We start from the raw sequence: 21,983 nt of genomic DNA, 5'->3' as shown, positions 1-21,983 counted from the left end.
GCCGTGGGCGACCTCCCCGTCCTCGTGCTGGGCTGCGGCCCCGTCGGGCAGACCGCCGCGCTGCTGCTGGCGCGCTGGGGGCTGCCGGTCGTCGTCCTCGACGCCCGCCCCGAGCGCGACCCGGTCGGCAGCAAGGCGATCTGCCAGCAGCGCGACGTCCTCGACGTGTGGGACGCCGTCGGCGTCGGCGCGGAGGTCGCCCGCCGCGGCGTCACGTGGACGACGGCGCGCACCTTCCACCGCGACCGCGAGCTGTTCTCCTTCGCCTTCGCCGACCGCGGCCGCTCCCCCTTCCCGCCGTTCGTCAACATCTCCCAGTGCGAGACCGAGGAGCTGCTCGACGAGCGGATCGCCGCCGAGCCCCGCATCGAGGTGCGCTGGGGCGCGGAGGCGGTCGGCATCGCGCAGGACGGCAGCGGGGTCACCGTGGCGTGCGCGGACGGCACGGAGGTCCGCGGCAGCCACCTCGTCGCCTGCGCCGGCGCCCGGGGGGACGCCGTCCGCCGGGTGCTGGGGCTGGACTTCGACGGGCAGACCTTCGGCGACCAGTTCCTCATCTGCGACATCCGCACCGACCTGCCCGGCTGGGAGACCGAGCGGCGCTTCTACTTCGACCCGGTGTGGAACCCGGGCCGCCAGGTGCTCATCCACCCCTGCCCCGACTCGACCTTCCGGATCGACTGGCAGGTGCCGCCGGAGTTCGACCTGGCCGCCGAAGAGGCCTCCGGGGCGCTGGACCGGCGGATCCGGCAGGTCATCGGCGACCGCGGCTACGAGATCGTGTGGAAGTCGGTCTACCGGTTCCACTCCCGCGTGGTCGACCGGATGCGGGTCGGGCGGGTGCTGGTCGCCGGCGATGCCGCCCACCTGGTCAGCCCCTTCGGGGCGCGCGGGCTGAACTCGGGGGTCCTGGACGCGGAGAACGCCGCCTGGAAGATCGCCTTCGTGCGCCACGGGTGGGCGCCGGAGGAACTGCTGGAGAGCTACCACGCCGAGCGGCACGCCGCGGCCCTGGAGAACCTCGACGTCACCGGGGCGACGATGCGCTTCCTGGTCCCCGGCACGCCCGAGGAGGCCGCGCACCGGCTCGACGTGCTCGAGCGGGCGGCGACGGACCCGGCCGCGCGGGCGCAGGTCGACTCCGGCCGGCTGGCCGAACCGTTCTGGTACGTCGACTCCCCCCTCACCACCCCCGACCCGCAGCGCCCGTTCCCCGGCCGCCCGGCCCGCGGCGAGGTCCCGGTGCCCGCCCCCGGGGTGCTGGTGCCCGACTGCCCGGTGACGGTGCCGGGCCGGCCGGACGTCGTCCGGCTGCGCCGGCTGGCCCGCGAGGGCGTCACCGTCCTGCTCGGGGACGGCGCCTCGGTGCCCGACTCGTCCGGCCTCCCGGCAGGGGCCCACCGCGAGCTCGCGAGTGGTGGGGGGCAGGGAGGCCCTCCCCCCGTGGCCGTGCACCGCATCGGCGACCTCGACCCGAGCGGGCTGCTCGCCGAGGCGCTGGGCGCCCGCCCCGGCGAGCTCTGGGTGCTGCGCCCCGACGCGCACGTCGCCGCCGTCCTCACCGACCCGGCCGCGGTGGCCGGCGCGGTGGCGCGGTCCCTGGCCTGCCCGATCCCCTCCCCCGTCCCGGCCTAGAGAAGAGGACCCCCGTGCCCCCCGCCGGAGAAGGACCCTCCTGCCTCCCCACCACTCGCACGCTCGTGGCGGGACCCTGCAGGAGGGCCGGCGGCGGGACCCCGCACGGGGGCCGAAGGAGGTAATGCCCGATGGCGTTCTACCGGCAGGTGGGCGAGGTCCCGCCGAAGCGGCACACCCAGTTCCGCCGTCCCGACGGCCGGCTCTACCACGAGGAGCTGGTCGGCGAGGAGGGCTTCTCGTCCGACTCGGCGCTGCTCTACCACGCGGGCGTGCCCTCGGCGATCGTCGACGCCCGCCCCTGGGAGCTGCCCGACCAGTCGCTGACCCCGAACGCACCCCTGGTGCCGCGGCACCTGAAGCTGCACGACCTGTTCCCGGGCGAGGAGCACAAGGCCGTCGACCCGGTCACCGGCCGGCGGCTGGTGTTGGGCAACGCCGACGTCCGCATCTCCTACGCGGTCTCGTCGCTGCCCAGCCCGTACTACCGCAACGCCACCGGCGACGAGTGCGTCTACGTCGAGCGCGGGTCGGCCACCGTGGAGACCGTCTTCGGCGCGCTGGAGGTCGGCCGCGGCGACTACGTCATCCTGCCGCGCACCACCACGCACCGCTGGATCCCCACCGGGACCGAGCCGCTGCGCACCTACGCGGTCGAGGCCAACAGCCACATCGCCCCGCCCAAGCGCTACCTGTCGAGGTACGGGCAGTTCCTCGAGCACTCCCCCTACTGCGAGCGGGACCTGCGCGCCCCCGCCGAGCCCCTCGTGCGGGAGGGCAGCGACGTCGAGGTCTACGTCAAGCACCGCGGGCGCGGCCCCGGCGGGCTGGCCGGCACCGTCCACGTGCTGCCCGGGCACCCCTTCGACGTGGTCGGCTGGGACGGGCACCTCTACCCCTACGCCTTCAACATCGCCGACTTCGAGCCGATCACCGGTCGCGTGCACCAGCCGCCGCCGGTGCACCAGGTCTTCGAGGGGCAGAACTTCGTCATCTGCAACTTCGTGCCCCGCAAGGTCGACTACCACCCGCTGGCCGTACCGGTGCCCTACTACCACTCCAACGTCGACTCCGATGAGGTCATGTTCTACGTCGACGGCGACTACGAGGCCCGCAAGGGCTCGGGCATCGGCAAGGGCTCGATCAGCCTGCACCCCGGCGGGCACTCCCACGGCCCGCAGCCGGGCGCGATCGAGAACGCCCTGGGCGTCGAGTACTTCGACGAGACCGCGGTCATGGTCGACACCTTCCGCCCGCTGGACCTCGGCGAGGCCGGCACCGCTGCCGACGACGGGAAGTACGCCTGGACCTGGTCCGGCCGGGGGCCGGGCGCATGAGCGATCCGGGAGCGACCTGGCTGGACCTCCCCGCCGGCACCGGCTACGGCCTCGACAACCTGCCCTACGGGGTCTTCTCCGACGCCTCGGGCCGCCGGCGCACCGGGGTCGCGGTCGGGGACGCCGTCCTCGACCTCGCGGCGGTCACCGGCGACCCGCTGCACGGCACCGGCTCGCTCAACGCCTTCCTGGCCCGCGGGCCGCGGGCCTGGGCCGACCTGCGCGAGCGGATCACCGGGTGGCTCACCGACGGGGCCCTCCGGGCCCGGGTGCAGCCGCACCTGCTCCCCCGCGACCGGGTGCGGATGCACCTGCCGGTCGAGGTCGCCGACTACGTCGACTTCTACTCCTCCCGGCACCACGCGGAGAACCTCGGCCGGATGTTCCGCCCCGACTCCGAGCCGCTGACGCCGAACTGGACGCACCTGCCGATCGGCTACCACGGCCGCGCCGGCACCGTGGCCGTCTCCGGCACCCCCGTCGTCCGCCCGGCCGGGCAGCGCAAGGCCCCGGCCGACGACGCCCCGACGTCCGGGCCCTCGCAGCGCCTGGACATCGAGGCCGAGGTCGGGTTCGTCGTCGGCGCCGGCTCCGAGCTGGGCACCCCGGTGCCGATCGGCGCCTTCGCCGACCACGTCTTCGGCGTCTGCCTGGTCAACGACTGGTCGGCGCGCGACCTGCAGGCCTGGGAGTACGTGCCGCTCGGGCCCTTCCTCGGCAAGTCCTTCCTCACCTCGGTCTCCCCCTGGGTGGTGCCGCTGGCCGCCCTGCAGGCCGCCCGGGTCGCCCCGCCGGCCCGCGACGTGCCGCTGCAGCCCTACCTCGACGACACCGGCGCCGAGCCGTGGGGCCTGGACCTCACCCTGGAGGTGCGGCTCAACGGGGAGGTCGTCTCCCGCCCGCCGTTCGGCGGCATGTACTGGACCCCGGCCCAGCAGCTGGCGCATCTGACCGCCAACGGCGCCTCCCTGCGCACCGGCGACCTCTACGCCTCGGGCACCGTCTCCGGCCCCGACCGCGACCAGCGCGGCTCGCTCATCGAGCTGTCCTGGGGCGGGAAGGAGCCGCTGTCGCTCGCCGAGGGCACCACCCGCACCTTCCTCGCCGACGGCGACGAGGTCACCATCACCGCCACCGCCCCGGGCGCCGGCGGCGGCCGGATCGCCCTCGGCGAGGTCACCGGGCGGGTCGAACCCGCCCGGTGAGCGGCGGCCGGGGGCGGGCCCGCGACCGGGAGCGCCTCCCGCGCCGGTCATCCGGCCGGGGTGATCCCCGGTGGGACCGGGGTGGGCCACCCTGCGTCCGGCACCACCGGCGAGGGGAGCGGGCACCGTGACCGACAGGCCGACCCGCCATCCGGCCGGATCACCCGGGGCCGACTTCGTCGGGCCGCTGGTGGAGCGGATCAGCGAGGCGTACGGCGTCCCCCGGCCGGAGGTCGAGGCCCGGGCCGCACTGGTGGTCGCGCGCTTCGCCGGGGCCCGGGTGCAGACCTTCGTCCCCGTCCTGGTGGAGAAGGAGCTGCGGGCGGCCTACCGGCAGCGTGCCCGGGAGGCGGCGGCACCCGCGGACGCCGGGACCGTCCCGCGCCCCCGCGCGGAACCCGCACGACTCGTCGCGAGCCGGTGAGCTGCGCCGGCGGAGGTGGCCGGCGGGCAGGTCAGGACACGATGCGACCAGGAGGACGCGATGCTCAGGAGAATGCACGACATGCCACCGGGCACCCTCGGCTTCACCGCCGGCGGGGAGGTCGACGACGACGACTTCGACGAGGTGGTCGCCCCGGTCCTGCGTCGCGAGGTGGCCGAGGGCCGCAAGATCCGGCTGCTGTACGTCCTGGGCCCCGAGGTCCGGGAGCACGAGGGTGACGCGACCGGTGCCGAGCTCGGCTTCGCCGCGCGGCACCCGACCGCGTGGGAGCGCGTCGCGGTGGTCAGCGACGAGGAGTGGCTCCGCCCGGCGATGCGGGTCCTCTCCGTGCTGCTGCCCGGCCGGATGCGCGCCTTCCCCGTCCGTGAGCTGGACCGGGCCAAGGCGTGGGTCGCCGCCGACGAGGAGACGGCGGGCGAGCAGGCGACGGCCGGCGCGGCGCCGGCGGGCTGACCGCACGGCAGCGGTGCCCACGTCCCGGGGACCCGGGGCGTGGGCACCGCTCGCGTCCTCGGGGACGCGGGGATCCCGAGCGGGAGCCTCAGGCGAAGACCTCGCGGAGCTTGTCCTCCTGCTCGCGGCTCAGGTTGCTCTCCATGAGCAGCATCTGCTGCCCCGCGAAGGCGTCCTGGACCCGGTCGACCACCGCGCCGGAGGTGAGCACGAACAGGGCGGAGGTGCCCGGCTTGATCTCCGCGCGGACCCGCTTGATGAAGTCGTCGTCGATGCCCACGTCGGTGAGGCTGCCGGCGAGAGCTCCCGACGCCGCGCCGACGGCCATGCCGAGCAGCGGGACGAAGAAGATGAGCCCGAAGAGCATCCCCCAGAAGGCCCCGCCCAGGGCGCCGGCGGCGGCCACGCTGTTGAGCTGGCGGGTCCTCGGCTTCTTCGCGCCCTCGGGGTAACTGACGACCGCGGCGTCGTGGACGGTGATCAGCCCCTGCTTCTGCAGGTCCTTGAGCGTCCCCTCGGCCAGGTCGGCGCCGTCGGGGGACGGGAACTTCCACACGGTCATGGTGGCCATCGGTTCTCCTCGGGTTGTCGGTGCTCGGGTTGTCGGTGCTCGGGTCGTCGGGTCAGGAGGACAGGATCCGGCGCTTCTGCTCGGCGAACTCCTCGTCGGTCAGGACGCCGGCCTCGTGCAGCTGCCCCAGTTCGCGCAGCTGGGCGAGTCTCGTGTCGGTGTCGGTCCCCGCCGCAGGGGGCGGGGGCGCCGGCTGCTGGTAGGCCGGCTGCTGGTAGGCCGGCTGCTGGTAGGCCGGCTGCTGGTAGGCCGGCTGCTGGTAGGCCGGTTGCGGGGCGGCCTGTTGCTGGGCGGCGTCCCGGCCGGCCCAGCGGCCGGCCTGGCGCCGGGACACCCGGTTGGAGACGGCGGTCGCGGTGCCCGCGACCACGGCGGTGCGTGCGACCCCCCGGAGCAGACCTGGCATGGGACCTCCTCGTCGATCGGTGGGTTGGGTCGATCGGTGGGTTGGGCGGTGGACGACCGGGCTCAGCCGGCCGGTTCGGTCTCCTCCAGCGCCGCGAGCAGCGACTGGACCGGGATCCGCCCGCTGGCGACCAGCTGCGCGCCGGCGCGCCGGCAGGCCGTGGCGAAGGGGGCGGCCCAGGTGTTCTCGTAGAGCAGCACGCCGGCCGCGCGGCCCGGCTCCATGGCCGCGGCCGCCTCGTGGAGGTCGTCGGGGCCGAGCAGGCCCGACCGGACCCCCTCGAGCAGGCCGGCGTCGAGCGCCGCCATGCCGGCCACGTCGACGACGCTGGCCGTGCTGACCGTCCCGTCCTCGTCCTTGCGGACGAAGGCGAGGTCCAGGACGCGGATGATCCCGCGGTCCGCGAGGTCGACCAGGAGCGGGAAGATCTCCCCGCGCAGCCCCTCGACGGGGAACTCCACGACCAGGTAGTCGACCGGTCCCATCTCGTCGAGGACGGCGGCGGCGTCGAGGTCAGCGGTCATCGGTGCTCTCCCTGCGGGTCCGTGGCCGTCCGCGAGCCCGGCGGCCTCCTGCTCGGCCCAGCGTCGGCGGGGCGTCCGGCTCCCGCGTCATCCCCGGCGGACGAGTGCGCCGCCGGGCTCCCGGGTGCCGCCCGCTCCCCCGGCCGTGGGCTCGGGACCTCCGCCGGCCCCGAGGCGGTCACGCCGGCGTCCCGGGGCAGCAGCAGCGCGGCCCCGAGCCCGAGCAGCCCGACCGCGGCCAGCACCACCATCGCCAGCGCGTACGACCGCCCGGGCGTGGCCGCGATCCCGGCCACGAGCACGGTGCCGGCCAGCGCCGTGCCGATGGACGAGCCGAGGTTGGACACGCTGCGCGACAGGCCGGAGATCTCGCCCTGCTTGTCCTCGGGGAAGCTCGACTGCACGACGTTGACCGAGGGGGTCAGCATCCCGCCGAGGCCGAAGCCGATGAGGAACAGCCCGGGGGCGAAGGCCCAGACGCTCGGCGTCCACGCCACCAGGCTCAGCAGCACCCCGACGCCGGCCAGGGTGACCGCGAAGCCGGCCACGATCAGCGTCCGCTGCGCCCGCCGCTTCGCGAACCGCTCGGCCGCCAGCGACGACAGCAGCAGGCCGACGGTGGCCGCGGTGAAGATGAGGCCGGTCTCGATCGCGTTGTACCCGCGGACGATCTGGAGGTAGGCGGCCACCACGAAGGACGTGCCCAGCAGCACCTGCCACTGCACGTTCTGGGTGACCATGCCGAGGTTGGCGGTGCGGTTGCGGAACAGCGACGTCGACAGCAGCGGCTCCCGGCCGGCCCGCTCGTCGGCCCGGATGGAGGCGAAGAACCCGACGAGGAACAGCGCCCCGGCGCCGAGCAGGGTGACCATGAGCCAGACGTTGTCGTCCGCGGCCATGATCCCCCCGACGAGCAGGACCAGGCCGACCGCGGAGAGCACCGATCCCCGGACGTCGAAGTGCCGGCTCGGGTCGGCGGGCAGCGGGTCCTCGATCCGCCGGCCCAGCCACACGATGCCGCCGATGACCAGCGCCTGGAAGACGAAGGAGGCCCGCCAGCTGATGGTCTGGGTGATCAGCCCGCCGATCAGCGGCCCGGTCGCGGCGCCCACCCCGCCGGCCGCGCTGATCGCCCCGAACGCCTTGGCGCGGGAGGCGACGTCGGTGAACAGCAGGGTCGTGAGGATGTAGACCGGCGGGATGAGCAGCGCGGTGCCGATCCCCTCCAGGATCGAGTTGCCGAGGATCAGCACGCCCAGGCCCGGAGCCGCCGCGCTGAGCAGCGCGCCGACCGCGTAGACGACGAGGCCGACGTTGAAGCAGCGCTTGCGGCCGTAGCGGTCGGTGAGCTTCCCGCCCGGGATCATCAGCGCGGCCATGACCAGCAGGAACAGCGTGATCGCCACCTGCACGCCCTGGACGGTGGTGTCCAGGTCGGCGCTGATGTCGTTGATCATCACGTTCATGTTCGAGCCGGCGAAGCTGCAGATGAACTGCGCGAGCGCCAGGGGCAGCAACGCCCCCCGGGCGGCGGTCGCCGTCCGGCTCGGTGTCCCGGGTCGGGTCATGGCGCGCTCTCCTCAGCGCCCGGCGGGCGCCGCGCGCGGCAGCAGGGCGGCGGCGACGAGCAGGAGGCCGCCGAAGACGAGCACCTGCGCGCCGAACAGCACGGAGAGCACGAGCACCGTGGCCTCCGGCCAGGCCAGCGCGAGGACGCCGACCACGGCGTTGAGGAGGCCCGCGGCCGCCAGCCACCCCCAGCCGGCGACCTCGTGGCGGGCGGCGACGGCGAGCGCGAACCGCGCGACGCCGTGCACGAGCAGCGAGATGCCGGTGATGACCGCGAGCGACCAGAGCGTGATACCGGGCCACACCGCGGCGATCACCCCGCCGACGACCAGGACCAGGCCGAGCAGGACGCCCCACCGGCTCCGCCCGCCGGCGAGGGCGGCCGAGACCTCGAGGAGGCCGCCGAGCACCAGGGCGAGACCCACGAGCAGCGCGAGGGTCCGGGCTGCGGCGGTCGGGTTGAACAGCAGGACGACGCCGACGACGACGGCCGCGGCACCGCACACCACCAGTGCGGTCCGGCCGGCCCGGGTGGTGCGCTCGGGTGGGGACCCGCCGGTGCGGTCGGAGACGGGCGCGGACATGGCGACCTCCGGTGCGCGGGGCAGCAGTGCGGACCCGACGGTCGCGCCACGACCCGGTGCCCGCCTCATCCGGGGCGGAGGATCCCCGGGCGCGCGGGCCGGGCCATCGTCGTCCCCATGACCCGATGGCCCCGGTCCGTCCCCGTCCTGCTGCTCGCCGGCGCCCTGCTCCCCGGCGCCCTGGTCGCCGGCTGCGGCTCCTCGGAGGGCGACGACACCGCCGCGACGGAGGGCTCGGCCACCGCGACGGAGGGGTCGAGCACCGCGGCGGGCGGCGAGGCGGGCGGCGAGGCGGCCGTGTGCGGCTCGGTCGACGAGCTGCAGAGCTCGGTGGCCGCCCTGCGGGACGTCGACCTGCGGGCCGACGGCCTCGACGCGGTGCAGGACCAGCTCGACCGGATCCAGGCCGACGTCCAGGCCGTCGTCGCGGACGGGCGCGACGAGCACGACGACCAGACCGACCGGGTCGAGACCGACGTCGACGCGCTGCGGACGGCCGTCGACGACGCGCGGTCCGACCCCTCGGCCGCGGCGCTGGGCGACGTCGGGACGGCCGTGCGCACCCTCGCGGACGACGTGCGCGCCCTCGCCGACAGCGTGGGGTCGACGTGCTGACCACCGGCGCGGGCGACCCCGCGACCCGACGTGCGCGCGGCAGGGCGGTCCGGCGCAGCGTGCCGCTGGAGGCCCACGCCGAGGTCCTGCGCAAGGGCCCCGACCCGCTGGCGCTGCTCGAGGAGCAGGGGCGGGCGCGGGTGCCCGAGCTGGTGCCGATCCGCTACGGCCGGATGGTGGCCTCGCCGTTCGCGTTCTTCCGCGGATCGGCCCGGGTGATGGCGGCCGACCTCGCCGCCGGGCCGGACACGGGCCTGACCGCCCAGATCTGCGGGGACGCCCACCTGGCCAACTTCGGGCTGTTCGCCTCGCCGGAACGGCGGCTGGTGTTCGATGCCAACGACTTCGACGAGACCCTGCCGGGGCCGTTCGAGTACGACGTCAAGCGCCTGGCGGCCAGCCTGGATCTCGCCGGCCGGGAGAACGGCTTCTCCCGCAAGCAGCGGGAGGCCGTCGTGGCCGCGGCGGCAACCCGGTACCGCACGGCGATGGCCCGCTTCGCCGGGATGCGCGACCTCGACGTCTGGTACAGCCACGTCGACACCGAGTTCCTCCGCGAGCAGGTGGCGCCCCGGCTGGACGCCAAGCGCCGCCGGCGGCTCGAGCGGGGGCTGGAGCGGGCCCGCAGCCGCGACCACCTGCGGGCCTTCGGCCGGCTGACCACCGTCGCCGGCGGGCGGCTGCGGATCCGCCCGCAGCCCCCGCTGGTGGTGCCGCTGGAGGACCTGCTGCCCCCGGAGCAGACCGGGGACCTCACCGGCGCCCTCCGCGAACTGGTCGACGGGTACGCCGAGACCCTGCAGTCCGACCGCCGGGTGCTCCTGGGCCGCTACACCCTCGTCGACCTGGCCCGCAAGGTGGTCGGTGTCGGCAGCGTCGGCACCCGGTGCTGGGTGCTGCTCCTCGTCGGCCGGGACGAGGACGACCCGCTGCTCCTCCAGGTCAAGGAGGCCGAGCCCTCCGTGCACGCCGAGTTCCTCCGGTCCAACCGGTACCGCAACGAGGGCCAGCGGGTGGTGGCCGGGCAGCGCCTCATGCAGCAGTCCAGCGACCTCTTCCTCGGCTGGCGACGCACCCAGGGGATCGACGGCGTGCACCGCGACTTCTACGTCCGCCAGCTGTGGGACTGGAAGGGGTCGGTGGAGATCGAGGGCATGCGGCCGCGGGCCATGCAGATCTACGCCGAGCTGTGCGCCTGGTGCCTGGCCCGGGCGCACGCCCGCTCCGGGGACCGGATCGCCATCGCCGGCTACCTCGGCTCCTCGCCGGCGTTCGACCGGGCCCTCGTGGCCTACGCCGACACCTACGCGGACACGGCCGAGCGCGACCACCGCGCGCTGGCCGACGCGGTGGCCGCCGAGCGGATCACGGCCACCACCGGCGTGTGAGGCCGCAGTGCGCGCCGCCGTCGAGGCCCACCTCGGTTCCCGCCGGGTCGCCCGGGTGGTGTACGGGGCCATCATCGGCCTCGCCCTCGTCGTCGCCGGCGAGACGCACCCGCCGGGCGCCGGGGCCATGGCCGCCTGGCTCGTCGCCTCCGGCGTGGCCGTGGGGCTGGCCGAGATCTACAGCGAGGTCGTGGGCGTGGAGACCAGCCAGCGGCACCGCGTCACCCGCGCCCAGGTGCGGCACATGACCGGCGACGCCGGGGCGGTGGCCTTCGGCGCCGGGTTCCCCGCGGTGTTCTTCGTCCTCGCCGCGCTCGGGCTGCTCGAGCTGGGCACCGCCTTCGACCTCGCCACGTGGACCGGCCTGGGCCTGATCGGCTTCTACGGCTACTGGGCCGCCCGGTTCGCCGGTGCCCCCGTGGGTCGGGCCCTGGTGCAGGCGACCCTCGTCGCGCTCGTGGGCGCCCTGGTCATCGGCGTCAAGGCACTGGTGCACTGACCGTGCCGGCCCGCGCGGGACGACCCCGGCCGGACGGGCAGCGGGCTAGCCTCCGGCGCGTGGACGGCGAGCCGGCCCCGGGTACCGGGGAAGCGCCGCGCCCGGCCCGCGCCGCGCCGCAGCTCCACCGGCGTGCCCTCGTCCGGGCCGCGGTCCGCACGGCGGGCACCGCCACCGCGGTCACGGCCGGCTACTTCCTGCTGCCGCTGGACAGCGGGTTCGGGGCGGGCACCGTCCTCGCGCTGCTCGCCGGGCTGGGACTGGTCGGGCCCCTGGTGGTGTGGCAGGTCCGCGCGATCCTGCGCGCGCCCTTCCCGACGCTGCGCGGGCTGGAGGCGCTGGCGCTCACCGTGCCCCTGTTCCTCGTCCTCTTCGCCGCGGTCTACGTCGTCCTGTCCGACTCCCTGCCCGACGCCTTCAGCGAGCCGTTGACCCGCGCCGACGCGCTCTACTTCGTCGTCACCGTGTTCGCCACGGTCGGGTTCGGGGACATCACGCCGGTCAGCCAGGTCGCCCGGGTGCTCGTGACCGTGCAGATGGTCGCGAACCTCGTCGTCCTCGGTCTCGTGGTGAAGGTGCTGGTCGACGCCGTGCAGCGCAGCCTCGGGACGCGGCGGCGCGACCCGGCCGGCTGAGGGGCGCGACGCCGGCCGGCGGCCCCTCACCCCCGGGGGGTGAGGCAGCCCGGACCCGGCCGCGGGCACGGTGGCGGGGCCGGCCGGCGCCCTGCCGGGCCGCCCGAGGATCCCGGAGGACGCCATGCCCCACGCCGCCGTGCCCGAGACCGCGATCGCCGACCACGGGATCATCGGGGACCTGCAGACCGCCGCGCTGGTCACCACCGACGGGTCGGTGGACTGGTTGTGCCTGCCCCGGTTCGACTCGCCGAGCGTGTTCGGTGCCCTGCTCGACGACGCCCGCGGCGGGCGGTTCCGCATCCGCCCGGCCGGCGAGGGCTGGACCACCAAGCAGGTGTACCTGCCCGACACCGCCGTCCTCGTCACCCGGTTCTTCACCGCCGAGGGCCTGGGCCAGGTCGTGGACTTCATGCCCCCGGCCGACGGCGCGGCGACCGCCCGCCACCGCCTCGTGCGGCTGGTGCAGTGCGTCCGCGGCCGGATGAGCTTCGAGGTGGAGGTCGCGCCCCGGTTCGACTACGGGCGGCGGCGGCACGAGACCGAGATCGGCTCCGGCGGGGCCGTCTTCCGCACCGACGACCTGGCGCTCACCCTGCACGTGGTCCGCGAGCCGGACGACGAGCGGGTGACCCGGCTGCGTGTCGAGGACGGCGACCTGCACGCCACCCTGGACCTGGTCGCCGGCCAGGTCCGCGGCGTGGTGCTCGAGTCGGCCGCCGACGGCCCGCCCCGCGAGCTGCGCCGCGCGGAGATCCAGGAGCTGCTCGACCGCACGGAGGACTACTGGCGGAGGTGGCTGGCCGGGTCGACCTACCGCGGCCGGTGGCGGGAGACCGTCGAGCGCTCGGCCATCACCCTGAAGCTGATGACCTACGCCCCCACCGGCGGGCTGGTCGCGGCCCCGACCGCCGCGCTGCCCGAGCAGGTCGGCGGCGAGCGGAACTGGGACTACCGCTACACCTGGGTCCGGGACGCCTCGTTCTCGGTGCACGCCCTGCTCAAGCTCGGGATGCACGCCGAGGCGGCGCAGTTCGGCCGGTGGCTCGGCGACCGGGTGCGCGAGCACGCCGGCGGCGAGGGTGGCCCGCTCAACATCATGTACCGGATCGACGGGTCCTCGGACCTGCGCGAGGAGGCGCTCGAGCACTGGTCGGGCTACCGGGGGTCGGCGCCGGTCCGGATCGGCAACGGCGCGGCCGAGCAGCTGCAGCTCGACATCTACGGCGAGGCGGCGGACAGCCTCTACGCGCTCAGCCGGGGCGTGGCGGAGCTCCCGTACCGCGGCTGGACGGCGATCTGCGAGGTGCTGGACTGGGTGGCCGACCACTGGGACCAGCCCGAGGAGGGCATCTGGGAGACCCGCGGCGGCCGGCAGCCGTTCACCTACGGCCGGGTGATGTGCTGGGTCGCCCTCGACCGCGGCATCCGGCTGGCCACCGAGTACGGCCGCCCGGCGCCGCTGGCCCGCTGGACCGATCAGCGCGACGCGATCTACCGGCAGGTCATCGAGCGCGGGTTCTCCCCCCGCCGGCAGGCCTTCGTCCAGCACTACGCGACCGACGTGCTCGACTCGTCGCTGCTGCGGATGCCGACCGTCGGCTTCGTCTCGCCCCGTGACCCGATGTGGCTGACCACGCTGAAGGCGATGGACGAGGAGCTGGTCACCGACAGCCTGGTCTACCGCTACGACCCGGCGGCCTCCCCCGACGGGCTGCAGGGGGACGAGGGCACCTTCTCGCTGTGCAGCTTCGCCTGGGTGGACGCGCTCACCCGGGCCGGCCGCGTCGACGAGGCCCGTCGGGCGTTCGAGAAGATGCTGACCTACGCCAACCACGTCGGGTTGTACTCCGAGGAGATCGCGCTGACCGGCGAGCAGATCGGCAACTTCCCGCAGGCGTTCACCCACCTCTCGCTGATCGACGCCGCGATCACCCTGGACGCCGCGCTGCCCGGCTCCCCCTGGACGCCCCCGGTCACGGCCGACAGCGCGCCCGCGCTCCCGTTCCCCCGGCCGGGCACGGTGGCACCCGCGGTCAGCGTTCCGCCCGCGCCAGCCGCCCGACCGTGAGCGCCTGACGGCGCAGCAGCGCCCGGTCGATCTGGGGCCGCGCGGGGGGCACACCGGGCCGCTCGCGCGGCACCCGGACCCGCAGGGCGCCGGGCCGGATCGTGCACCGGACGGGGGTGGGCAGCAGCAGCGCCTCGCCGTCCACCCCCACCGGGATCTCCGGGACGTCGGCGTCCACGACGACCTCGGTCGCGATCAGGCTGCGCAGCCCCGTGCTGTGCCTGCCCCGCAGCAGGCCGGCCGCCTGCGCCGCGCTCCACACGGTGACCGCGACGACGCCGAGCCGGCCGGTGTCCAGCCGGGGCCTGCGGCCGAGCCCCGCGTGGTCGCCGGCGCCGTAGGGGTTGTTGCTGACGAGGAGGGCCGTGGGGGCCTCGAGGGTGAGCTCGCCGTCGACGTGCACGCGCAGCCGGGGTCCGCGCCGGGCGGCGAGCAGGTCCGGGAGGAGCTGAAGGGTGGTGCCGACCTTGTCGTCGCGGTAGGCGGGGCTCTGCACCACCTCCGCGTAGGCCCCGAACGAGGCGTTGTTGACGAAGGTCCGGCCGCCGATGTCGCCGAGGTCGAGCGTGAGCTCGACGCCGTCGTCGAGCGCGTGCAGGCCGCGATCCGGCCGCTCGCGGTCGAGGCCGAGGTCCATCGCGAGGTGGTTGCGGGTTCCCGCGGAGATCACGAGGAACGGCAGGCCGTGCTCGGCGGCGACGCCGGCGACCAGCGCCTGGGTCCCGTCGCCGCCGGCGACGCCGAGCAGGTCGGCCCCCTCGGCCACCGCCCGCCGGGCGAGCGCCGCGACGTCCACCTCGCCCGGGCCGTCCAGCAGCGCCACCCGCGCCCCGAGGTCCGCGGCCCGCTCGTCGAGCCGGAACCGGCCCACCTTCCCGCCGCCGGACCGCGGGTTCATGATCAGGAAGGGGTTCGCCGGGGGCGGCGTGTCCCGCTCGGGCACCCGGTCCGGTGGGCGGGCCCGGCCGAGGGCGGCGCGGGCGGCCGCGGACCCCGCGGCCGCCAGGACGGCGACGGCGACGACCTGCCACAGGACCCCGAGCGCGGCGCCGACGAGGACGGCGACCACCGGTGCGGCGACCGCGACCGCCCCGGCGACCCAGCGCCGCACGCCCCGGGTGCTCAGCAGCACCCAGAGGGCGGCGAGCAGCACGGCGCCGGCCAGCACCGCGACGCCCAGCGCCAGGGGGTCGGTCAGCCCGGTGACGACCAGGACGGCTGCGGCCCCCAGCGCGCAGAGGAACGACAGCCGGGCCAGCCAGCGTTCGGCGCGGCCCACCCGAGGCTCGTGACCGGCGGGGAAGACCGCGGGGTCCAGCTGCTCCGTCATCCCACTCCACCTCTCCCGGCCCGGGGCGCGCCGCCCCCGCAGGTTCGGCGGTGGCGGCGCCGCCCGTCATCCCCCCGCCCGGATGACGGCCCCGATGACGGCACGGCGCGTGCGGAGGGGCCCGCACGACGCGTCGTACGGGCCCCTCCGGCCTGCGACGTGCTCGGTCAGTAGGTCGACTGCAACTCGCGGCCGTGCACGACGATCGCGTAGATGACCAGCACGTCGAGGGTGATGACGATCAGTGCCCAGATCGGGTAGGCCGGGGAGAAGGCGATGCTCACCAGGATGCTGAGCCCGGCGATGACCACGCCGGCGATCCGTGCGGCGAGGTTGCCGGCCAGGAGGCCGAGCCCCACGAGCCCCCCGATGACGCCGAACCCGAGGTGGACCCAGCCCCAGGTCGTGTAGTCGACGTTGACCACGAGGCCCTCGGCGGTGACTAGGTAGTACTCGTCGTCGAGCAGGGCGACGAGCCCCTGGACGACGTGGATCAGGCCCATCACGACGAGCACCACCCCGCCGAAGACCACCCAGCCGGTCCAGGCGCTGGTGGGGGGCTGGTCGTAGGGCGGCGGCTCCCGGCGCTGCGACGTGCCGGTCACGTCGACCCACCGGACCGTGCTCCCGATGCGGGCCGGCGGGCGTGCCCGGTCGACCAGCTGAGCTCGATCTCGATCTCCACCTCGTCGCCGTCGACCTCGATCTCCGCCTCGGCGCGCACCTCGTCGGGGACCCGGAGCTCGACGGTCGTCCCGCCGCCGTCCCCCGGTCCGGAGGGCAGCGTCACCTTCCCCGTCCCCTCGAGGGCCTTGGCCAGCTCGGCGAACCAGCGGGCGGCCTCCTGGCGGGACAGCGTGACCTCCCGCTCCACCTTGACGTCGGACATGCCCGACCTCCTCCGCGTCCTGTTACGCGTCCTGGCCCGTACCGGCGGTCAGACGAGCACCTTGCGCTTCATCTGCTCGAACTCGCTCTCGGTGAGGGCCCCGCTGTCCAGCAGCTGCTTGGCACGGGCCAGCTGGTCCACGCCGTTGGCCCCGGCTGCCGAGCCCCCCGACGAGCCCGCGGCGACCGACCGGATGTAGTCGTCCATGGCCGCCTGGTGCCGGCGGGCCTGCTCCTCGGCGCGCTCGCCCATCCCCCGGCCCTGGGTCACCAGGTAGGCGAAGACGCCGATGAACGGGAGGAACAGGGTGAGCAGGACCCACCCGGTCTTGGCCCCGGCGCCGATGTCCCGGCGGCGGAACACGTCCGTGTAGACGACGATCAGCAACCAGATCCACAGGATCCAGGAGAAGAACACGATCATCGACCAGATGACTTCCAGCAGCGGGTAGTCCATTGCAGGCCTCCTCGGGCGGTGTCGGCACCGAGCGTGCGGCCGGACCGCTGGTCCCTTCCTCGTCCGGCAGGGGTGAATCCGCCGTCGCAGCGGTGGCCCGGGCCACCCGGCGGGGGCCCGCTCACCCCCGCGGGATGAGGACCGGCACCCCGCGGGCGCCCATGCTCGGACGACCCCTCGTCCCGGACCGGAGGACCGCCATGACGCTGGTCGCTGGGGCCCACCACCCGCTCCGGGACGAGCCGGGGGTGGCCGGCGCCCCCCAGGGGCCGGGGCGGGCCGCGGTCCCCGGGCAGGGGGGCGGGTCCCGACTGCGGCCCGCCCCGGCCTGACCCGCCCGGTCCCATGGCCTCCGACACCGGTACCCCGGGTGCTCCGGGTACGCCCGTCACCGCCGCCCTCCCGGTGCCGCGGCCCGCCTCCGTCCCGGTGGGCAGCGCCCGCGGGCCGGTCCGCACCGTGCCGGGCACCGGCCACCGGGGGCCGGCGCCGACGGCCGACGACGTCCTCGGCGTCCTCGACGTCGTGCTCGGCGCGGCGGTGCTCGGCCTGGCCGCCGCGCGGACGGCCGCCCGGGTGTCCCGCGCCGCGGCGCACCGGCTACCCGCCCCGGCCCCGGGCCGGCGGGCCCTGCGGCGGGCACGAGCGGCGCTCCGGGCACGGGGGCTGACCGAGCGGCACCTGCTCACCCGCCGGCTGGGTGCGCTCACCGACGCGGCCGTCCCGGCGGTGGCCCGGGCCGCCCTGGCCCGCGTGGACGTCCCGGACCTGCTCGCCCGCTTCGTCGACCTCGACCGCGTGGTCGCCCTCGTCGACCTGCAGGGCGCCGTCGACCGGGTCGACCTCGACGCCGTCGTCGACCGGGTCGACCTGGACCGGGTGGCCGACCGGGTCGACCTGGACCGGGTGGCCGACCGGCTGGACGTGGACCGCGTCGCCGCGCGCCTCGACCTCGACGCCGTCGTCGACCGGGTCGACCTGGACCGGGTGGCCGACCGGCTGGACGTGGACCGCGTCGCCGCGCGCCTCGACCTCGACGCCGTCGTCGACCGGGTCGACCTGGACCGGGTGGCCGACCGGCTGGACGTGGACCGCGTCGCCGCGCGCCTCGACCTCGACGCCGTCGTCGACCGGGTCGACCTGGACCGGGTGGCCGACCGGCTGGACGTGGACCGGGTGGCCGACCGCCTCGACCTCGACGCGGTCATCGAACGGGTCGACGTGGTGGCGCTCGCCCGGTACGTGGTCGACGCGATCGACCTGCCCGACCTCATCCGCAGCTCGACGGGGACGCTCACGACGGAGGTCGTCTCCGGCGTCCGCAGCCGGGGCGCCGACGCCGACCAGGCGGTGGACCGGGTGGTCGACCGCCTGCTGCGCCGTTCCGGGCGGCGCGCCCGCGGCGACGGCACGGGGAGCCCCCGGTGACCCGCGCCGACGGCCGGCCCCCGCCCTGGCGCACCCTGCCGCCCCCGCCCGTGCCGCGGCGGCCGGCCGTCCAGGGCCGCCGGGCCGGCCTGGTCACCCGGGCCCTGGCCAACGTGCTGGACGTCGGGGTGGTGCTCGCCGTGCTGGCCGCCGGGTACGCCGCGGTCACCGTGTCGGCCTTCCTGCTGGCCCCGCGCGCGTTCCGCTTCCCGGCCCCGCCGCTGTCCCTGCTCCTGACGTGCGGGGCCGTCGTCACGGCCGCCTACTTCACCGTCGCCTGGACCGGTGGCCGCACCTGGGGCGCCCGCGTCCTCGGGGTGCGCCCGGTGTCCGCCTCCGGCAGGCCCCTGGGCTGGGCCCTGGCCACGCTGCGCGCGGCGCTGTGCGTGGCGTTCCCCGTCGGCCTGCTGTGGGTCGCCGTCAGCCCGTCCCGCCGGTCCGTGCAGGACGTCGTCCTGGGCACGGCGGTGGTCTACGACTGGTCGCCGCCCGGCGCGCGCTGACCACCGGCGGGCGGCTCCTCCCGGTGCGGCCGCCCCGCCCCACCCCCCGCGGACGGCAGCCCACCCCGCGGGGCGGGGGGCAGGTCCTCCACGGCCAGGACCAGGAACGGGCCGACGAGGAGGTCGCGGCTCTCCGCCGGCGCGGCCAGCTCCACCCGCTTCCCGGTGGTCAGGACCAGGGGCAGGACCAGCGGTCGGTCGCCGAGCCGGCGGACGTCGCGAGCCGGCACCGGCCGGGGACCCGCCGCCGGGGTGCGGACCCGGTACGACGCGGTCCGGAGCTGCAGCACGCCGGAGCGCACCAGGAGGACGTCGCGCCGCCAGGTGGCCCGCGCGGTGCGCCCCCAGGCCCGCCGGCCGCCCCGCGCCCGCCGGCCCCGCCGCGGCGTCGCGGCCAGGCGGCAGCGGAACCACCGCGGGTCCCGGGTCGTGCCGAGCCGGACCCGCAGGGCGACCGTCCCAAGCACGGTGACCACCACGGCCGCGCCCGCGAGGAGCTCAACCGCCCAGGGCACCGCGCAGCCCCCCTCCGCGCTCCCCCGGCCACCCGGTGGCGCTCACGTCCCGTCCACCGGCTGCTCGTCGACCTCCACGGGTCCGCTGCGCACCTCGATCAGGTCCAGGCCCAGGGACTGCAACCGCTGCAGGAGGCCGTGCAGCCCGGACTGGTCCGTCGGGTCGGTGCGCAGGACGGTGACCGGTGGCTCCTCGGAGACCCCGGCGGCACCGATCTCGACGAGCAGGGCGGGGGGTACCGGTCCGCGGACGCGCAACTCGTAGACGGAAGGGCCCATGGCCGCGGCTCCTCTGGTGCGGAAGGTCGAGCAGCCGGACCGGGTCCGGCCGTGCCGCCCTCCCGGGTGCCGGCGGTCCCCGGACGGGCGCTCGCCACCGAGCCTCCACCCGGCGCTGCGGGCCGGCCTCGTCCGCACCGGATGAGGTGGCCACCCGCCCGCGGGGCGGGGCGGACCGGCAGGTGGGCACCGGGATCACCCGCGGCGGGGGATGGCGGCGACCCCCGGCACCGATGTCCTGGGCCCCCGACCCCGAGGAGGCGTCCCATGGCGGTGCACGAGTACGAACCGGGGACGGCCTTCCCCGGCACCATCGGCCGCACGACCGACGTCTCCGAGCCCGCCTGGCCGCGGCCGGTCCGCGCCGTCCCGGGCGCCCCCAACGTGCTGGTCGTCGTGCTGGACGACACCGGCTACGGGCAGCTGGGCTGCTACGGCAGCCCGATCGCGACGCCGCACCTCGACGCCCTGGCCGCCGGCGGCCTGCTGTACAGCAACATGCACACGACGGCGCTGTGCTCCCCGTCGCGCTCGTGCATCGTCACCGGCCGGAACCACCACGCGAACGCGATGGCGGCGATCAACGAGATCGCCACCGGCTACCCCGGCTACAACGGCAACATCCCGTTCGAGAACGGCTTCCTCTCGGAGATGCTGCTGCAGCACGGCTACAGCACCTACCTGGTCGGCAAGTACCACCTCATGCCGTCGGAGCAGGAGTCGGCCGCCGGGCCGTTCGACCGCTGGCCCCTGGGACGCGGCTTCGAGCGCTTCTACGGCTTCCTCGGTGGCGACACCAGCCAGTGGCACCCCGACCTGGTGTACGACAACCACCAGGTCGAGGCGCCCCGGAGCCCGGAGGAGGGGTACCACCTCACCGAGGACCTGGCCGACATGGCGATCCGCTTCATCGGCGACGCCAAGCAGGTGGCCCCGCACAAGCCCTTCTACCTGCACTTCTGCCCCGGGGCGACGCACGCGCCGCACCACGTGCCCAAGGAGTGGGCCGACCGCTACGCCGGCGCCTTCGACGACGGCTGGGACGCCTACCGCGAGCGGACCTTCGCCCGGCAGAAGGAACTGGGCATCGTGCCGCCGGGGGCCGAGCTCTCCCGGCGGGACCCGGACGTGCCGGACTGGGACGCCCTCACCCCGGAGACCCGGCGGCTGTACGCCCGCATGATGGAGGTGTTCGCCGGTTTCCTCTCGCACACCGACCACCACATCGGCCGTCTGCTGGACTTCCTCCGGGAGATCGACGAGCTCGACAACACCCTCGTCGTGGTCGTCTCGGACAACGGGGCCAGCGCCGAGGGCGGCCCGACCGGCACGCCCAACGAGATGCAGTTCTTCAACAACGCCCCCGAGCCGCTGGCCGACGTCCTCACCCACCTCGACGAGCTCGGCGGCCCGACCACGTTCAACCACTACGCCTGGGGCTGGACGTGGGCCGGGAACACCCCGTTCCGGCGCTGGAAGCGGGAGACCTACCGCGGCGGGGTCAGCGACCCGTTCCTGGTCCACTGGCCCCGCGGCATCGCGGCCCGGGGCGAGGTGCGGCAGCAGTTCGCGCACATCATCGACCTCGTCCCCACCGTGCTGGAGGTGCTCGGCGTCGAGCCGCCGCGGTCCATCCGCGGGGTGACCCAGTCACCCCTGCACGGCACCAGCCTCGCCTACACGTTCGACGCCCCGGACGCCCCGACCCGGCACCGCACCCAGTACTACGAGATGCTCGGCCACCGGGCCATCGACTCCGACGGCTGGCGGGCGGTCTGCCCCTGGCCGGGCCCCTCGTTCAGCGAGGCCGGCAAGCCGTTCGGCGTCCCCGTCTCGGCGGCGGACCTGGCCGACCTGGACGCCCACCACTGGGAGCTCTACCACGTCGCCGAGGACCCCACCGAGAACCACGACCTGGCCGACCTGCACCGCGACAAGCTCATCGAGCTGATCGCCCAGTGGTACGTCGAGGCGGGCAGGTACGGCGTCCTGCCCATCGACGGCAGCGGCGCCCAGCGGCTCATGGTCGAGCGCCCGCAGGTCGCCGAGCCGCGGGACGCCTACGTCCTGCGCCCCGGCACGTCCTCCGTGCCCTTCTTCGCCGGCCCGCGCGTGCTCAACCGCCCGCACAGCATCACCGCCGACGTCGAGATCGCCGAGGGGGACGAGGGCGTGCTCCTGGCCCAGGGCACCGCCGTCGGCGGCTGGTCCTTCTACGTCCTGGACGGCCGGTTGCACTACGCGCACAACTACGTCTCCCGGGCCCTCTTCCGGGTGGCGGCACCCGGGCAGGTGCCGGCCGGCCGCCACCTGCTGCGCTTCGAGTTCGAGCCGACGGGGGCTCCGGACCTGCTTCAGGGGCGGGGTGCGCCCGGGCGGGGCCAGCTCTACGTCGACGGCGAGCTGGTGGCCGACGAGGAGCTGCCCGTCACCGTGCCCATCGTCATCAACCCGGGCAACCTCACCTGCGGGGCGGACCCCGGCTCCCCGGTCTGCCCGGACTACCGGGCCCCGTTCCGCTTCACCGGGGTCCTGCACACCGTCACCGTGGACCTCTCCGGCGACCTGATCACCGACGGCGAGAGCGAGATGCGGCTGGCCATGGCCCGCCAGTGAGGAGGGGCCCGCCAGTGAGGAGGGCCCGCC

The 21,983-nt window shown here is 75.6% G+C and carries 24 protein-coding genes; 13 read left to right on the top strand and 11 right to left on the bottom strand.

Annotated features, from left to right (window positions below; translation table 11 throughout):
* Window positions 1–3: 3 nt before the first annotated feature.
* The 5 genes from D0Z06_RS07935 (at window position 4) to D0Z06_RS07915 (ending at window position 5,075) form a co-directional block, all read left to right on the top strand.
* Window positions 4–1,635 (top strand): FAD-dependent monooxygenase, encoded by a 1,632-nt coding sequence (locus D0Z06_RS07935; RefSeq protein ID WP_199522199.1) that lies wholly within the window; start codon window positions 4–6, stop codon window positions 1,633–1,635.
* A 131-nt stretch (window positions 1,636–1,766) separates the two neighbouring features.
* Complete coding sequence (locus D0Z06_RS07930; protein ID WP_117376830.1) at window positions 1,767–2,972, top strand: homogentisate 1,2-dioxygenase; 1,206 nt, start codon at window positions 1,767–1,769, stop codon at window positions 2,970–2,972.
* Window positions 2,969–4,177, top strand: coding sequence for a fumarylacetoacetase (gene fahA / locus D0Z06_RS07925; RefSeq protein WP_117376829.1), 1,209 nt, complete (start codon window positions 2,969–2,971; stop codon window positions 4,175–4,177). Before D0Z06_RS07930 ends, fahA begins: the two co-directional genes overlap by 4 nt.
* Window positions 4,178–4,304: 127 nt before the next feature.
* Window positions 4,305–4,601 carry a three-helix bundle dimerization domain-containing protein gene (locus tag D0Z06_RS25300; RefSeq protein ID WP_158579911.1) on the top strand — a complete coding sequence of 99 codons (297 nt, stop codon included), beginning with the start codon at window positions 4,305–4,307 and terminating at the stop codon, window positions 4,599–4,601.
* A gap of 81 nt (window positions 4,602–4,682) precedes the next feature.
* Window positions 4,683–5,075, top strand: coding sequence for a SpoIIAA family protein (locus tag D0Z06_RS07915; RefSeq protein WP_158579910.1), 393 nt, complete (start codon window positions 4,683–4,685; stop codon window positions 5,073–5,075).
* A gap of 88 nt (window positions 5,076–5,163) precedes the next feature.
* On the opposite strand, the gene D0Z06_RS07910 is transcribed toward D0Z06_RS07915, so the two are convergent.
* The 5 genes from D0Z06_RS07910 to D0Z06_RS07890 all read right to left on the bottom strand — a co-directional run bounded on the left by D0Z06_RS07910 (window position 5,164) and on the right by D0Z06_RS07890 (window position 8,729).
* The gene (locus D0Z06_RS07910) at window positions 5,164–5,646 is read right to left on the bottom strand and encodes a DUF1269 domain-containing protein (protein ID WP_117376827.1); all 483 of its coding nucleotides are present in this window, start codon (window positions 5,644–5,646) and stop codon (window positions 5,164–5,166) included.
* Between the two features lie 52 nt (window positions 5,647–5,698).
* Window positions 5,699–6,052: an SHOCT domain-containing protein gene (locus D0Z06_RS26210; RefSeq protein WP_117376826.1), complete on the bottom strand. Its 354-nt coding sequence runs from the start codon at window positions 6,050–6,052 to the stop codon at window positions 5,699–5,701.
* 62 nt (window positions 6,053–6,114) lie between these two features.
* Window positions 6,115–6,576, bottom strand: coding sequence for a DUF6325 family protein (locus tag D0Z06_RS26205; protein ID WP_233517529.1), 462 nt, complete (start codon window positions 6,574–6,576; stop codon window positions 6,115–6,117).
* Window positions 6,573–8,144, bottom strand: coding sequence for an MFS transporter (locus D0Z06_RS07895; protein ID WP_117376825.1), 1,572 nt, complete (start codon window positions 8,142–8,144; stop codon window positions 6,573–6,575). Before D0Z06_RS07895 ends, D0Z06_RS26205 begins: the two co-directional genes overlap by 4 nt.
* A 12-nt stretch (window positions 8,145–8,156) precedes the next feature.
* Complete coding sequence (locus D0Z06_RS07890; RefSeq protein ID WP_158579909.1) at window positions 8,157–8,729, bottom strand: HdeD family acid-resistance protein; 573 nt, start codon at window positions 8,727–8,729, stop codon at window positions 8,157–8,159.
* A 117-nt stretch (window positions 8,730–8,846) separates the two neighbouring features.
* Here D0Z06_RS07890 and D0Z06_RS25695 point away from each other — a divergent pair, with 117 nt between their 5' ends.
* The 5 genes from D0Z06_RS25695 to D0Z06_RS07870 all read left to right on the top strand — a co-directional run bounded on the left by D0Z06_RS25695 (window position 8,847) and on the right by D0Z06_RS07870 (window position 13,937).
* On the top strand, window positions 8,847–9,344 hold the full coding sequence (locus D0Z06_RS25695; RefSeq protein WP_199522198.1) for a hypothetical protein: 498 nt from the start codon (window positions 8,847–8,849) through the stop codon (window positions 9,342–9,344).
* Complete coding sequence (locus D0Z06_RS25690) at window positions 9,338–10,732, top strand: DUF2252 domain-containing protein (protein WP_233517528.1); 1,395 nt, start codon at window positions 9,338–9,340, stop codon at window positions 10,730–10,732. Before D0Z06_RS25695 ends, D0Z06_RS25690 begins: the two co-directional genes overlap by 7 nt.
* A 7-nt stretch (window positions 10,733–10,739) precedes the next feature.
* Entirely contained in the window at window positions 10,740–11,231 is a 492-nt protein-coding gene (locus D0Z06_RS07880; RefSeq protein ID WP_117376822.1) for a hypothetical protein, read from the top strand.
* Between the two features lie 59 nt (window positions 11,232–11,290).
* The gene (locus D0Z06_RS07875; RefSeq protein ID WP_117376821.1) at window positions 11,291–11,866 is read left to right on the top strand and encodes a potassium channel family protein; all 576 of its coding nucleotides are present in this window, start codon (window positions 11,291–11,293) and stop codon (window positions 11,864–11,866) included.
* Between the two features lie 124 nt (window positions 11,867–11,990).
* Window positions 11,991–13,937 carry a glycoside hydrolase family 15 protein gene (locus D0Z06_RS07870; protein WP_199522197.1) on the top strand — a complete coding sequence of 649 codons (1,947 nt, stop codon included), beginning with the start codon at window positions 11,991–11,993 and terminating at the stop codon, window positions 13,935–13,937.
* Here D0Z06_RS07870 and D0Z06_RS07865 read toward each other — a convergent pair.
* The 4 genes from D0Z06_RS07865 to D0Z06_RS07850 form a co-directional block, all read right to left on the bottom strand.
* Window positions 13,903–15,267 (bottom strand): diacylglycerol/lipid kinase family protein, encoded by a 1,365-nt coding sequence (locus tag D0Z06_RS07865; protein ID WP_117376820.1) that lies wholly within the window; start codon window positions 15,265–15,267, stop codon window positions 13,903–13,905. The two genes, D0Z06_RS07870 and D0Z06_RS07865, sit on opposite strands and share 35 nt — an antisense overlap.
* 167 nt (window positions 15,268–15,434) lie before the next feature.
* Window positions 15,435–15,872 (bottom strand): DUF7144 family membrane protein, encoded by a 438-nt coding sequence (locus D0Z06_RS07860; RefSeq protein ID WP_117376819.1) that lies wholly within the window; start codon window positions 15,870–15,872, stop codon window positions 15,435–15,437.
* Complete coding sequence (locus D0Z06_RS07855) at window positions 15,869–16,156, bottom strand: amphi-Trp domain-containing protein (protein WP_117376818.1); 288 nt, start codon at window positions 16,154–16,156, stop codon at window positions 15,869–15,871. Before D0Z06_RS07855 ends, D0Z06_RS07860 begins: the two co-directional genes overlap by 4 nt.
* A 48-nt stretch (window positions 16,157–16,204) precedes the next feature.
* A complete protein-coding gene (locus D0Z06_RS07850) occupies window positions 16,205–16,612 on the bottom strand; it encodes an SHOCT domain-containing protein (protein ID WP_117376817.1) in 408 nt (135 codons plus the stop codon).
* 429 nt (window positions 16,613–17,041) lie between these two features.
* On the opposite strand from D0Z06_RS07850, the gene D0Z06_RS26895 reads away from it, so the two are divergent.
* Window positions 17,042–18,040, top strand: a complete 999-nt coding sequence (locus D0Z06_RS26895) for a hypothetical protein (RefSeq protein ID WP_147331998.1) — start codon at window positions 17,042–17,044, stop codon at window positions 18,038–18,040.
* Window positions 18,037–18,543, top strand: coding sequence for an RDD family protein (locus tag D0Z06_RS07840; protein ID WP_199522196.1), 507 nt, complete (start codon window positions 18,037–18,039; stop codon window positions 18,541–18,543). Before D0Z06_RS26895 ends, D0Z06_RS07840 begins: the two co-directional genes overlap by 4 nt.
* Here D0Z06_RS07840 and D0Z06_RS07835 read toward each other — a convergent pair.
* Window positions 18,513–19,058: a hypothetical protein gene (locus tag D0Z06_RS07835; protein ID WP_117376815.1), complete on the bottom strand. Its 546-nt coding sequence runs from the start codon at window positions 19,056–19,058 to the stop codon at window positions 18,513–18,515. The two genes, D0Z06_RS07840 and D0Z06_RS07835, sit on opposite strands and share 31 nt — an antisense overlap.
* Window positions 19,059–19,100: 42 nt before the next feature.
* On the bottom strand, window positions 19,101–19,337 hold the full coding sequence (locus D0Z06_RS07830) for a hypothetical protein (RefSeq protein ID WP_117376814.1): 237 nt from the start codon (window positions 19,335–19,337) through the stop codon (window positions 19,101–19,103).
* Between the two features lie 267 nt (window positions 19,338–19,604).
* On the opposite strand from D0Z06_RS07830, the gene D0Z06_RS07825 reads away from it, so the two are divergent.
* On the top strand, window positions 19,605–21,953 hold the full coding sequence (locus D0Z06_RS07825) for an arylsulfatase (protein ID WP_117376813.1): 2,349 nt from the start codon (window positions 19,605–19,607) through the stop codon (window positions 21,951–21,953).
* Window positions 21,954–21,983: the final 30 nt, after the last annotated feature.

The organism is Geodermatophilus marinus (genome assembly GCF_003428645.1).
Lineage (GTDB): Bacteria > Actinomycetota > Actinomycetes > Mycobacteriales > Geodermatophilaceae > Geodermatophilus.
This window is presented reverse-complemented; position numbering and strand designations above follow the sequence as displayed.